The 13,007-nt window shown below is 74.8% G+C and carries 9 protein-coding genes; 7 read left to right on the top strand and 2 right to left on the bottom strand.

Annotated elements, in window-relative coordinates:
- The first annotated feature begins 17 nt into the window (after positions 1 to 17).
- The 7 genes from ACQP12_RS21480 (at position 18) to ACQP12_RS21450 (ending at position 8,109) form a co-directional block, all read left to right on the top strand.
- Positions 18 to 1,505, top strand: coding sequence for a DHA2 family efflux MFS transporter permease subunit (locus ACQP12_RS21480; RefSeq protein ID WP_433281429.1), 1,488 nt, complete (start codon positions 18 to 20; stop codon positions 1,503 to 1,505).
- 142 nt (positions 1,506 to 1,647) lie between these two features.
- Positions 1,648 to 2,685, top strand: coding sequence for a ketoacyl-ACP synthase III family protein (locus ACQP12_RS21475; protein ID WP_433281427.1), 1,038 nt, complete (start codon positions 1,648 to 1,650; stop codon positions 2,683 to 2,685).
- Positions 2,673 to 4,037, top strand: coding sequence for a cation:proton antiporter (locus tag ACQP12_RS21470; RefSeq protein WP_433281424.1), 1,365 nt, complete (start codon positions 2,673 to 2,675; stop codon positions 4,035 to 4,037). The genes ACQP12_RS21475 and ACQP12_RS21470 overlap by 13 nt, the downstream gene beginning before the upstream one ends.
- A 70-nt stretch (positions 4,038 to 4,107) precedes the next feature.
- Positions 4,108 to 5,028: an ABC transporter ATP-binding protein gene (locus ACQP12_RS21465; RefSeq protein WP_433281422.1), complete on the top strand. Its 921-nt coding sequence runs from the start codon at positions 4,108 to 4,110 to the stop codon at positions 5,026 to 5,028.
- Positions 5,028 to 5,861: an ABC transporter permease gene (locus tag ACQP12_RS21460; RefSeq protein WP_433281420.1), complete on the top strand. Its 834-nt coding sequence runs from the start codon at positions 5,028 to 5,030 to the stop codon at positions 5,859 to 5,861. Before ACQP12_RS21465 ends, ACQP12_RS21460 begins: the two co-directional genes overlap by 1 nt.
- Before the next feature lie 50 nt (positions 5,862 to 5,911).
- Entirely contained in the window at positions 5,912 to 6,643 is a 732-nt protein-coding gene (locus ACQP12_RS21455; protein ID WP_433281418.1) for a response regulator transcription factor, read from the top strand.
- Entirely contained in the window at positions 6,640 to 8,109 is a 1,470-nt protein-coding gene (locus tag ACQP12_RS21450) for an ATP-binding protein (protein WP_433281416.1), read from the top strand. Before ACQP12_RS21455 ends, ACQP12_RS21450 begins: the two co-directional genes overlap by 4 nt.
- Before the next feature lie 61 nt (positions 8,110 to 8,170).
- Here ACQP12_RS21450 and ACQP12_RS21445 read toward each other — a convergent pair whose 3' ends face one another.
- Together ACQP12_RS21445 and ACQP12_RS21440 are read right to left on the bottom strand one after the other, a co-directional pair.
- Entirely contained in the window at positions 8,171 to 9,691 is a 1,521-nt protein-coding gene (locus ACQP12_RS21445; protein ID WP_357949917.1) for an FAD-dependent monooxygenase, read from the bottom strand.
- Complete coding sequence (locus ACQP12_RS21440; protein WP_433281413.1) at positions 9,688 to 12,999, bottom strand: type I polyketide synthase; 3,312 nt, start codon at positions 12,997 to 12,999, stop codon at positions 9,688 to 9,690. The genes ACQP12_RS21445 and ACQP12_RS21440 overlap by 4 nt, the downstream gene beginning before the upstream one ends.
- Positions 13,000 to 13,007: the final 8 nt, after the last annotated feature.

Here is a 13,007-nt window from a genome sequence, read left to right as displayed (position 1 = left end):
GAGCAGAAGGAGCAACCATGAGCACGGCACCGCAGCCGGCGGCCGGTGCGCCGCAGGCGTCGATAGGCAAGCTGGCCCTCGTCATCCTGCTGGGCGGCGTCATCGTCCAGCTCGACTCGACGATGACCAACGTCGCGATCAACACGTTCATCCAGGACTTCCACTCCACCATCTCCACCATCCAGTGGGTCGGCACCGGCTACCTGCTGGCCATGACCCTGGCCATCCCGGCCACCGGGTGGGCGATGGAGCGGTTCGGTCCGCGTACCCTCTGGACCGTCACCGTGCTGGTGTTCCTGCTCGGCTCGGTCCTGGCCGGCTTCGCCTGGTCGGCGGAGAGCCTGATCATCTTCCGGATCCTGCAGGGCCTCGGTGGCGGCATGATCGTGCCGATCGCCCAGGCGGTGCTCGCCCAGGCCGCCGGGCCGGACCGGCTCGGCCGGCTCATGGCGGTGATCGCGGTCCCCGCCATGCTCGCCCCCGTGCTCGGGCCGGTGATCGGCGGCTGGCTGGTCACCGATGTCAGCTGGCGCTGGATCTTCTTCATCAACGTGCCGATCTGCCTGCTCACCATCGCGCTCGCCTGGCGGTACATGTCGGGGGAGAAGGCGGTCGTCAACGGCCGGCCGTCCCGCCTGGACTGGATGGGTCTCGCCCTGCTCTCACCGGCCTGCGCCGCGGTGGTCTACGGCCTGGCCCGCGCCGGCAACAAGGGCACCTTCGGCGAGTCCGGCGTCATCGCCTTCGTGATCGCCGGGGTCGTGCTGCTCATCGGTTTCGTGCTGCACGCGCTGCGGGACGACGAGCCGCTGCTGGACCTGCGGCTGTTCCGGGCCCGCAGTTTCGCCGCCTCGGCGTCGGTGGTGTTCCTGTCCGGCATCGTGCTCTTCGGCGCGATCATCCTGCTGCCGCTCTACTACCAGCAGGTGGCCGGGCTGACCCCGCTGCGGGCCGGCCTGCTGCTCGCGCCGCAGGGCCTCGGCATGGCGATCGCCCTGATCATCGCGGGCCGGCTCAGCGACAAGATCGGCCCACGGCCGATCGTGCTGGTCGGCATCGCCCTGGCCGCGGCGGGTGCGCTCGTCTTCACCCAGGTCGAGGCCGACACCAGCCGGTGGCTGCTGAGCGCGGCGCTGGGCGTCAGCGGCGCGGGGCTCGGCGCGGCGACCGTGCCGGTCCTCGTCGGCGCGTACCGGGGACTGCGGCAGGAGCAGATCCCGCGGGCGACCACCGCGATCCGGATCTTCCAGCAGCTCGGCGGAGCCTTCGCCGGCGCCGTGCTGGCGGTGGTGCTCCAGCACGCCAGCGCCAGCGCGGCGACCGCCGGCCGGGGCGTACGGCCGGACCCGTCGGCGCTGGCCGACGCGTACGGGCAGACGTTCTGGTGGGTGCTCGGCTTCGCCGCCGTCGCGCTCATCCCGGCGCTGCTGCTGCCCGGCAGCCCGCCGGAGAAGCGGACCCCGCCGCAGACCCCGGCCGCGGAGGAGACGCCGGTCGCCAGTTGACCCGGCCACCCGCCCGCCGGCGGCCCCGCGACCGCCCCTCCGGTCGCGGGGCCGTCGGCGTACCAAGCCGGCACAAATGCGGGCTTGGTACCGCTTAAGCCGCCCGGCCCACAGTGGGCGGACCCGAGCGGGAGGAGACGTGGTGCGTACGCCGGAGACGTTCATCAGCGGAATCGGGGTCTGGCTGCCCGACATCGTCAGCGTCGAGAGGGCCGTCGCCGACGGCCACTACCCCGCCGACCAGGTCGACCTGCACGGCCTCACCGGCGCCGCCGTCGCCGGCGACACCCCCGCCCCCCACATGGCCCTGCACGCCGCCACCCAGGCCCTCACCCGCGCCGAACACCCACCCACCCAGGTCGACCTGCTCCTCTACGCCGACAGCTGGCACCAAGGACCCGACGGCTGGCAACCCCAGTACTACCTGCAACACCACCTCACCGGCGGCACCTGCCTCGCCGTCGAACTCCACCACGGCTGCAACGGCATGTTCACCGCCCTCGAACTCGCCGCCAGCTACCTCACCGCCCACCCCGACCGACACACCGCACTGCTCGTCGCCGCCGACAACTTCGGCACTCCGATGATGGACCGCTGGCGGTCCGGGCACGAACACCTGATCGGGGACGCCGGCAGCGCGGTGGTGCTCACCACCCGGCCGGGCTTCGCCCGGCTGCTGGCGGTGGGGGCGGTCGCCGTACCGGAGGCGGAGGAGCTGCACCGGGCCGGCGAGCCGCTGTTCCCGCCCGGGGCGACGCTCGGCCGGACCGTCGACTTCGTGGCCCGGGGCGAGGCGTTCCAGAAGCAGCTGGCGGACAGCCCGGACGCCGCCGCGATGGCGAAGATCGGCGGCAACCTGGTGGCGCTGATCCACCGGACGCTGGACGAGGCGGGCCTGGGCATGGGCGACGTCACCCGGGTCGCGCCGATGAACTTCTCCCGGGCGCTGATCGAGCGCCTGATGGGCGGGCTCGGCCTGACCATGGCGCACTCCACCTGGGACTGGGGCAGCACGGTCGGCCACCTCGGCGCCAGCGACCAGGTGGTGGCCCTGGACCACCTGCTCGCCACCGGCGGGCTCGGCCCCGGGGACCACCTGCTCATGCTCGGCATCGGGCCCGGCGTCACCCTCTCCTGCGCGGTGGTCGGCATCGAGAGTCTCCCCGGGTGGCTGCCGTGACCGGGGCCGGGACGGCGCCCCTCGCGGCGACCGCCCCGGTCCCCGTGATCCCCGCTCACAGCCTGCTCGTCTTCCTCCTCGGGCTGGGCGTGCTGCTGCTCGTGGCGCTGCTGCTCGGCCGGCTCGCCCAGCGGTGCGGCCTGCCCGCCGTGGTGGGGGAGCTGACCACCGGGATCCTGCTCGGGCCCACCGTGCTGGGTGCCGTGGCCCCCGGCGTGTCCGACTGGTTCCTGCCCCGGCAGGCGGAGCAGTTCCACCTGCTCGACGCCGTCGGGCAGGTCGGCGTGCTGCTGCTCGTCGGGCTGACCGGGGTGGAGGTCGACCTCGCGTTCGTCCGCCGGCGGGGCGGCGCCGCCGCCCGGATCAGCCTCGCCGGCCTGCTGCTGCCGCTCGGGCTCGGCATCGCGACCGCGTACCTGCTGCCGGGGTCGCTGCTCGGCGCCGACACCGACCGTGACGTCTTCGCGCTCTTCCTCGGTGTGGCGATGTGCGTCAGCGCGATCCCGGTCATCGCCAAGACGCTGCTCGACATGAAGCTGCTGCACCGCAACATCGGTCAGCTCACCCTGGCCGCGGGCGTCATCGACGACATCTGCGGCTGGCTGCTGCTCTCGGTCGTCTCGGCGCTCGCCACCACGGGGGTGCGGGCGGGAACGGTGCTCTTCTCGGTCTGCGCGGTGATCGGCTTCGTCGTCTTCGCGGCGCTGGTCGGCCGGCCGGCCGGCGCCGCGGCGCTGCGGGCCGCCGGGCGCGCCGAGGGCTCCGGGCCGCTGGTCGCGACCACGGTGGTGCTGATCATGCTCGGCGCGGCGCTCACCCAGTCGCTGGGTCTGGAGGCGGTGTTCGGCGCGTTCGTGGTCGGCTTCGTGATCGGCTCGGTCCCGGGGCTCGACCGGGCGCGGCTCGCCCCGCTGCGCACCACCGTGCTGGCCGTGCTGGCGCCGATCTTCTTCGCCAGCGCGGGCCTGCGGATGGACCTGACCGCGTTGGCCGACGCGCCGGTGCTGGCCGCCGCGCTGGCCGTCATCGCCGTGGCGATCCTGGGAAAGTTCACAGGTGCGTTCCTCGGCGCCTGGAGCAGCCGGCTGAATCGGTGGGAGGCGCTGGCGCTGGGCGCCGGGATGAACGCCCGGGGCGTCATCGAGGTGGTGGTGGCCACCGTCGGCCTCCGGCTCGGTGTGCTCAACACGGCGACGTACACCATCGTGGTGCTGGTCGCCGTGGTCACCTCGGTGATGGCGCCACCGATCCTGCGCCGGGCCATGAGCCGGGTCGAGCAGACCGCCGAGGAGGAGCTGCGCCGGCTCGGCGCCGGCGACCGCTCCGGCGTGGCCGACCTGCGCGGCGGCTGAGCGCCGCGAATCCTGGGAGGATCCCAGGAACCTCGGGACCGTGTCCAGCTTCGCCGGGAAGGCTGTTGCCGTGATCGAGACGACCCACCTGACCAAGCGGTACGGCCCGACGACGGCCGTCGACGACCTGACCTTCGAGGTACGCCCCGGGCTGGTCACCGGCTTCCTGGGGCCCAACGGCGCGGGCAAGTCGACCACCATGCGGCTGATCCTCGGCCTGGACGCCCCGACCAGCGGCTCCGCCCGGGTCGACGGGCGGCGCTACACGGACCTGCCGGCGCCCATGCGGCACGTCGGCGCCCTGCTCGACGCCCGGGCGGTCTACGGTGGCCGGACCGCGCACCAGCATCTGCTCTGCCTGGCCCGGAGCAACGGCATCCCGCGCTCCCGCGTCGCCGAGGTGCTCGGCCTGGCCGGGCTCGAGGCGGCGGCCGACCGGCAGGTGGGCGGCTTCTCGCTCGGCATGAGCCAGCGGCTGGGCATCGCCGCGGCCCTGCTCGGTGACCCGGCGGTGCTCATGTTCGACGAGCCGGTGAACGGCCTGGACCCGGAGGGGATCGTCTGGATCCGCTCGCTGATCCGGAACCTGGCCGCCGAGGGGCGCACGATGCTCGTCTCCAGCCACCTGATGAGCGAGATGGCGCTCACCGCCGACCACCTGATCATCATCGGTCGCGGCCGGTTGATCGCCGACACCGGCGTCGACGCGTTCCTGCGGTCGCACACCGAGCAGAGCGTGCTGGTGCGGACCGAGCGCGGCGAGGAACTGGCCGCGCTGCTGGTCGAGGCGGGCGCGAGCGTCCGGACGGGCACCGAGGGCGCCCTGCTGGTCTCCGGACTGGACAGCGCCACCGTCGGCCTGGTGGCCGCCGGCCGGTCGATCCCGCTGATCGAGCTGACTCCGCAGCGTACGTCGCTGGAGGAGGCGTTCATGTCGCTGACCCGGGACAGCGCCGAGTTCAGCTCGGCCCGCACGGAGGAGCTGGTCTGATGAGCACCGACACCGACCTCGCCGCCCCGCGGCCGACCACCGTCGCACCGGAGCGGCGACCGACCTTCGCCGACGTGGTCCGTTCCGAGTGGACGAAGTTCCACACCATGCGCTCCACCCGCATCGTCGTCATCGCCGTGGTGGTGGCGATGGTCGGGCTGGGCGCGGTGATCAGCGCCGGCACGGCCCGCGGTTTCGTCCGGCTCACCCCCGAGGAGCAGGCCGCGTTCGACCCGACGCTCGTCAGCCTCCGCGCCTACTTTCCCGTGCAGTGGCTCGTCGGTGTGCTCGGCGCGCTGGTGATGACCGTCGAGTACCGCACCGGCATGATCCGGTCCACCCTGGCCGCCGTACCCCGGCGTGGCCGGCTGCTGGCGGCGAAGGCCCTCGTGTACGGCGTGGTGGTGGCCGTCCTCGGCCAGGCGGTCGCGTTCGGCGCGTTCCTGGTCGGCCAGCCGATGCTGGCCGCCCAGAATGCGCCGACGGCCGCCCTCGGCGACCCCGGGGTGACCCGGGCGGTCTGCGGCGCCGGGCTCTACCTGGCCGGGATCGGGCTGCTCGGGCTGGCCCTGGGCACCCTGGTCCGGGCCACCGTCGGCGCGTTCGCCATCCTGGTCGCGCTGCCCCTGCTGCCCACCGTGCTGCCGTTGCTGCCCGCCGGGATCGGCGAGGACATCGCCGAGTACTGGCCGACGGTGGCCGGTGAGCGGGTGATGTTCGTGGTGGACACCGACGGGGGCCTGGCCCCCTGGCCCGGTCTGGCCCTGTTCCTGGGCTTCGTCGCGGTGATCCACGTCGCCGCCTACGCGGCGCTGCGCGTCCGGGACGCCTGAAACCCGGGTCCCGCCGCTACGGTGGGGGCGAAGCCTCGACGGTCGGGACGGTGGTGCGGGTGACCCAGCCGGAGCGCGGCGCCGGCCAGCCGGCGGAACGGCTGCTGGTGGTCGACGACGAGCCGACGCTGCGTGAGCTGCTCTCCGCGACGCTGCGCTTCGCCGGCTTCGAGGTGACGTCGGTGGCCACCGGCGCCGAGGCCATCGAGGCGGCGCGCAGCCGGCAACCGGACCTGGTCCTGCTCGACGTGATGCTGCCCGACCTCGACGGGTTCGAGGTGGCCCGCCGGCTGCGCGCCGGTGCCCGGGGCGCCGGCGCGCACCTGCCGCTGCTCTTCCTCACCGCCCGGGACACCACCGAGGACAAGATCAACGGCTTGACGCTGGGCGGCGACGACTACGTGACCAAGCCGTTCGACCTGCACGAGCTGATCGCCCGGATCCGGGCGGTGCTGCGCCGCTCCGGCGCTGCCGTGCCGGGCCGGCTGCTGGTCGGCGACCTGGAGCTCGACGTGCCCGCGCAGCGGGTGTCCCGCGGCGGCCGGCCGGTACGCCTGTCCCCGACGGAGTTCCGCCTCCTGCACCACCTGATGGCCAACGCCGGCCGGGTGGTGCCCAAGGCGGAGATCCTCGCCCACGTCTGGCGGTACGACTTCGGCGGCGACCTGAGCATCGTCGAGACCTACATCAGCTACCTGCGGCGCAAGCTCGACACCGGCCGCCCGAAGCTGATCACGACGGTGCACGGCGTGGGCTACGTGCTGCGCGCGCCCGGGCCGTGATCCCCCGGCCGGGGCGGCTCTCGCTGGCCGCCCGACTGCTGCTGATCACGGTCACCCTGCTGGCGGTCGGGCTGGCGGTCGGTGGCGGCGTGGTGCTGCACACCCTGCGCGACCACCTCGTCGGCCAGGTCGACGCGCGGCTGGAACCGATCGCGCAGGCGGTCTCCCGGCTGCCGTCGGTGCCGGCCGGCGAGGCCGGCGCGCAGGTCGGCGCCGGCCGGCTGGACCTGGCCCGGGATCTGCACCTCATCTACCTGGACGGCGGTGGCCGGACCACCCGGGTGGTCACCCTCGGCCCGGGCGGGAGCGCCCCGGACGTCGGGGCGACGGCGCTGGCCCACCGGGACGGCCGCCCGTTCGAGCTGCGGCAGGGCGGCCACGACTGGCGGGTGGTGGCGCTGCCGCATCCGGCCGGTGGCGACCCGCACGACACGGTCGCGGTCGCCGCCTCGCTGGACGACGTGACCGCGACGGTGGGGCAGAGCAGCCGGGTCGCCCTGCTGACCGGGCTGGGTCTGCTCGTGCTGCTCGCCGTGACCAGCTGGGCGGCCATCCGCGGGAGCCTGCGGCCGCTGCGCCGGGTCGAGCAGACCGCGGCGGCGATCGCCGCCGGTCACCTGTCGCGCCGGGTGCCGGAGGTGGGCGGCCCGCGTACCGAGGTGGGGCGGCTGGTGGCCGCGCTCAACGGGATGCTGGGCCAGATCGAACGGGCGTTCACCGCCCGGGCCGAGTCGGAGGCGCGGATGCGCCGGTTCGTCGCCGACGTCAGCCACGAGCTGCGGACCCCGCTCTTCGGGATCACCGGCTTCACCGACCTCTACCGGATGGGCGGCCTGCCCGAACCGGCCGACGTGGACCGGACCATGGCCCACATCGCCGCCGAGTCCAGCCGGCTGGCCCGGCTGGTGGAGGACCTGCTCCTGCTCGCCCGGCTGGACGAGTCGCTCGGCCGGTCCACCCGGGACGGCGACGACCACGGCCTGCCCGTGCGGGCGGCGCCGATGGACCTGCGTACCCTCGCCGCCGACGCCCGCCACGATCTGACCGCGCTCGACCCCGGGCGGCCGATCACGTTGACCGGGCCCGGCGGCGGGCCGGTCGGCAGCGCACCGGCGCTGGGGGACGAGGCCCGCCTGCGCCAGGTGGTGCTCAACCTGGTCGGCAACGTCGTGGCCCACACCCCGCCGGGCACTCCGGTGCGCATCGGGGTCGGCACCGTCGGCGGCGAGGCGGTGATCGAGGTCGCCGACCGGGGACCGGGGCTCTCCGCCGAGCAGGCGGCGCGGGTGTTCGAGCGGTTCTACCGCGCGGACAGCTCGCGCAGCCGGGCCGGTGGCGCGGGCGCCGGGCTGGGGCTCGCGATCGTCGACTCCCTGGTGCGCGCGCACGGCGGCCGGGTGGAGCTGGCGACCGTGCCGGGCGAGGGGGCCACGTTCCGGGTGGTGCTGCCGGTGCCGGCGACCTGACCCCCGCCGCGAGGCGGGCGCCTTGCCGGCGCCCCCGCGGCGGGGGTCAGCGGATCCGCCGTCAGCTCCCGACCGCGGCGACGGCGGTCGCGGCCGGGCCGAACCAGGTGGCGAGGGCGCGCCGCAGTCCCTCGGTCGGTTCCGTCCGGTCCGCGCCGGCCGGCTGCGCCCAGGCCACCCGCCCGTCCGGGCGGAGCAGCACCAGGCCCGCGTCGATCTCCTCGGACCCCGCCGCGGCCACCACGTCGACCCGGTCGGCCCACCCGGGCAGCGCCACGGGCTCCGCCTCGCCGCCCAGGTCGAGCAGGATTCCCCGGCCGGGGTGCAGCAGCTCGGCCAGCGACGTCTCCCCGGCGGCCGTCCGCAACGGCACGTCCGGCAGCCGCCGGCCCAGCAGCGGATGCGTCTCGCCGGCCACCTCCTCGGCCGGGATCTGATAGTCCACGTCGAGCGCGTACGCCAGCTTGACCAGGAACTCGTTGACCTGGTCCAGCTCCACCATCTCGGTCAGCAGCTCGCGCAGCGGAGCGACGTGCCCGAGCGGGTGCAGCAGCACCATCTGGGCCAGCGTGGTGCGGCCGGCCCGGGCGCCCACCGGGTACCGCTCCGCCTCGTAGGTGTCGAGCAGCCCGGTGGGGGCGTGGCCGCGGATCGTGGCGGCGAGCTTCCAGCCGAGGTTCACCGCGTCCTCGATGCCGGTGCTCATCGACTGCCCGCCCAGCGGGAAGTGCACGTGCGCCGCGTCGCCGGCGAGCAGCACGTTGCCCTCCCGGTACCGGTCGGCCTGCCGGGTCGCCGCGTCCCACCGGCCCAGCCAGCGCGGTGTGGCGTCGCCGAGTTCCGCGCCGTCCAACCGGCGGATGCTGTCACGCAGCTCGTCCACGGTGACCGGTGCGGTCCGGTCCGGCGGGCGCAGGTCGAACTCGGCGGTGGCGATCCGCACCACGCCGGGCTCCAGCGGGCCGACCGTGAGGAGGCCACCGGGGAACTCGCCGGCACCGAGGTACGCCAGCAGCGGGTGGTCCTCGCCCACCTCCAGGTCCCCGACGATGCCGAGGAACGGCAGGTCCTGGCCGGGGAAGTCGATCCCCGCCAGCCGCCGGACGCTGCTGTCCGGGCCGTCGCAGCCGACCAGGTAGCGGCCCGCGAGCACGTCCTGCCCGCCGTCCGGGGCGCGGACGGTGACCCGTACGCCCGCGGCGTCCTGGGCGAGGTCGACCACCTCCCGCTCCCAGCGGATCTCCGCGCCCTGCTTGGCGGCCCGCTCGGCGAGCACCCGCACCAGGTTGGTCTGGCTGATCACGAAGTTGTAGCCGTGCCGGCCCGGCACGCGCACCGGGTCCAGCCAGATCTGCGCGAAGTGGGCGCGGGGGAACTCGAAGCCGTACTCGCCGACGTGCTCCATCAGCCCGCGCTGGTGCAGCAGGTCGACGACGGTGGCGTTGATGGCCATGCCGGGCAGGGCGTCCGTCGGCCCCGACCGCCGCTCGACCACGACCACCGGCACCCGTTGCAGGGCCAGCTCGTGGGCCAGCATCAGGCCGGTGGGGCCCGCGCCGGCGATGATGACGGTGTCGGTCATGAGGAACTCCCTGTCGGTTGTGGTGTCCGGTCGGATCCGGTGGTCTCGTCGCGCAGCAGGGTGCTGAGGTGCCGGGCCAGGTCCAGCGGGGTGGGGTGGTCGTAGAAGAACGCCGGTTCGAGCCGCAGGCCCAGCGACTCCAGCCGGTTGCTCAGCTCCAGCACCGTGAACGACGAGAACCCCAGCTCCAGGAAGTTGCCCGCCGGGTCGATCGGCTCGGCGTCGTCGTACCCGAGCACCAGCGCCGCCTCCCGGCGCAGCAGGTCGAGCAGCACGGTGTGCTCCTCCCCGGGCGGCGCGGCGGCCAGCCGGTCGCGCAGCGCGGCGAGCGCGGGAGCGCCGTCCGCCTCCTCGACCGGGCCGGCCGCCGCGTCCGCCGGCACGCACGGGCCGGACCGCCGGCGGTGCCAGCCGGCCAGCGACGGCAGCACCGCGTGCAACGCCGCCCGCGCCTCCTCGTCCGCGCCCAGGAGGGTGGCCAGGGCAGCCGTGTCGGCGTTCTCCACCGCCGTCCAGAACGCGGCCTCCTCCCCGGTGCGGGCCGGGCCGGTCGCCGCGGCGGGCTGGTCCGGCCAGAAGCGGACCCGTTCGAACGGGTACGTCGGCAGGTCCGCCACCGGTGCCCGGCTCGGGCGCAGCGGCGACCAGTCCACCGGGGCGCCGGCCACGTGCAGCCTGGCCAGCCCGGTCAGCAACGTCCGGACGGCCGGCCTGCGCCGGGCCGCGAGCGGCACCAGCGGCGGGGAGCCGTCCGGCGCGTGCGCGCGCAACCACTCCTGGGTGAGGGTGGTGAGGGTGGCGTCGGGGCCGAGTTCGACGTACCCGGTGGCCCCGAGCCGGTGCAGCGCCGCGGTGCCGTCGGTGTACCGGACGGTGTGCCGGATGTGCCGGGTCCAGTAGTCCGGGTCGGACAGTTCCGCGTCGGAGGCGACCTGGCCGGTGAGGTTGGAGACGATCGGGAGTCGTGCCGGGTGGTAGGTCACCGTGGCGGCGACCTCCCGGAACCGGTCGAGGATCGGCGCGGTGTGCGCCGAGTGGAAGGCGTGCGGCACGTGCAGCCGCCGGGTCCGCACGCCGTCCTCGGCGAGCCGGGCCGCGACGGCGTCCAGGGCCGCCGGGTCGCCGGCGAGCACCAGCGACGCCGGGCTGTTGTGAGCGGCCAGGTCCACCTCGGGGTGGTCGGCCAGGACCGGCTCGACCCGGTCCAGGGGCGCGGTGACGGCGAGCATCGCGCCGGCCGGCATCTCGTGCATCAGCCGGGCCCGGGTGGTGATCAGCCGGGCCGCGTCGGCCAGGTCGAGCACCCCGGCCACGTGGGCCGCGGTCAGCTCGCCGATGGAGTGGCCGATCAGCAGGTCCGGGCGGATGCCGAAGCCGGCGAGCAGGGCGTGCATGGCGGTCTCGTACGCGAACAGGGCCGGCTGGATGTAGGTGGTCTCGCCGAGCAGGTCGCCGTGCCGGCCGGACATCACCTCCCACAGCGGCCGGTCCAGGTGCGGATCCAGTTCCGCGCAGGCGGCGTCGAGGGCGGCCGCGAAGACCGGGAAGCGCTCGTACAGGTCGGCGCCCATGCCGGGGTGCTGCGCGCCCTGTCCGGTGTAGAGGAAGGCGAGCTTCCCGCCGGTGGTGGCCCGGCCCACCACCACGCTGCTGGCCGCCTCACCCCGGGCGAGGAAGCCGAGCCGCTGGCGGGCCTCGGCCCGGTCGTCGGCTATCACCACCGCGCGGTGCGCATGCAGGGCGCGCCGGCCGGCCAGCGTGTCCGCCACCGCCGACGGGTCCAGACCGGGGTGCCGGTCGAGGTGGTCGGCGAGCCGGGCGGCCTGGGCGCGCAGCGCCGTCGGCGTCTTCGCCGACAGCAGCCAGGGCAGCGGTACGGCGGGCGCGGTCCCGCCGTCCGGCGCGTCCTCCGCCGGGGTGTCCGCCGGCGCCTGCTCGACGATCAGGTGTGCGTTGGTGCCGCTGATCCCGAACGAGGAAACCGCGGCCCGGCGCGGCGCGCCCTCCCGCTGCGGCCACGGCCGCGCCTCGGTGAGCAGGCCGACCGCCCCGCTGCTCCAGTCGACGTGCGGGCTGGGCTGCTCGGCGTGCAGCGTCTTCGGCAGCACCCCGTGACGCAGCGCCTCGACCATCTTGATGATGCCGGCCACGCCGGCGGCGGCCTGGGTGTGCCCGATGTTCGACTTGATCGAACCGAGCCACAACGGCTCGTCGCGGTTCTGCCCGTACGTGGCGAGCAGCGCCTGTGCCTCGATGGGGTCGCCGAGGGTGGTGCCGGTGCCGTGCGCCTCGACCACGTCGACGTCCGCCGGGGTCAGGCCGGCGGAGGCGAGGGCCGCCCGGATGAGCCGCTCCTGCGACGGCCCGTTCGGGGCGGTCAGCCCGTTGCTGGCGCCGTCCTGGTTCACCGCCGACCCGCTGATCACGGCGAGCACCCGGTGGCCGTTTCGCCGGGCGTCGGAGAGCTTCTCCAGCACCAGCAGGCCGACACCCTCGCCCCAACCCGCGCCGTCAGCGCCGGCGCCGAACGACTTGCAGCGGCCGTCCGGGGCGAGCCCGCGCTGGCGGCTGAACTCGACGAACACCCCCGGGGTGGCCATCACGGTCACCCCGCCGGCCAGCGCGAGGGTGCACTCGCCGGCGCGCAGCGCCTGCGCCGCCAGGTGGGTGGCGACCAGCGACGACGAGCAGGCGGTGTCCACCGTCACCGCCGGCCCTTCCAGGCCCAGCTCGTACGAGATCCGCCCGGACGCCACGCTGCCGGCGCTGCCGGTGCCCACCTGCCCCTCCAGCCCGGCCGGAGCCAGGAACCGCAGCCGCGCGCCGTAGTCCCCGTACATCACCCCGACGAAGACGCCGGTGCGGCTGCCGGCCAGCCGGTCCGGGTTCAGCCCGGCGTGTTCCAGCGCCTCCCAGCTCGCCTCCAGCAGCAGCCGCTGCTGCGGGTCGATCGCCAGCGCCTCGCGCGGGCCGATGCCGAAGAAGCGGGCGTCGAAGTGGTGCGCGTCGTAGACGAAGCCGCCGGTGCGCGCGTAGCTCGTCCCCTCCCGCGCCGGGTCGGGATCGGAGAGATCCGCCACGTTCCAGCCCCGGTCGGTGGGGAACTCGTCGATCGCGTCGGTGCCGGTGCTGACCAGCTCCCACAGGTCCTCCGGCGACCGCACGCCACCGGGGTAGCGGCAGCTCATCCCCACGATGGCGATGGGCTCCTGGCCGGCCGACTCGACCTCGCGCAGCCGCTGGCGGGTCTTGTGCAGATCAGCCGTGACCCACTTCAGGTAGTCGATCAGCTTCTCTTCGTTCGTCATGTCGGCAC

Origin of the sequence: Micromonospora sp. CA-244673, from assembly GCF_050948395.1 — a bacterium.
GTDB lineage: Bacteria > Actinomycetota > Actinomycetes > Mycobacteriales > Micromonosporaceae > Micromonospora.
This window is presented reverse-complemented; position numbering and strand designations above follow the sequence as displayed.

Excerpts from the sequence above, each read along its gene's own strand:
- ACQP12_RS21480 (WP_433281429.1), top strand. The coding sequence starts at position 18 with ATGAGCACGGCACCGCAGCCGGCGGCCGGTGCGCCGCAGGCGTCGATA.
- ACQP12_RS21460 (WP_433281420.1), top strand. The coding sequence starts at position 5,028 with ATGAGCACCGACACCGACCTCGCCGCCCCGCGGCCGACCACCGTCGCA.
- ACQP12_RS21445 (WP_357949917.1), bottom strand. The coding sequence starts at position 9,691 with ATGACCGACACCGTCATCATCGCCGGCGCGGGCCCCACCGGCCTGATG.
- ACQP12_RS21440 (WP_433281413.1), bottom strand. The coding sequence starts at position 12,999 with ATGACGAACGAAGAGAAGCTGATCGACTACCTGAAGTGGGTCACGGCT.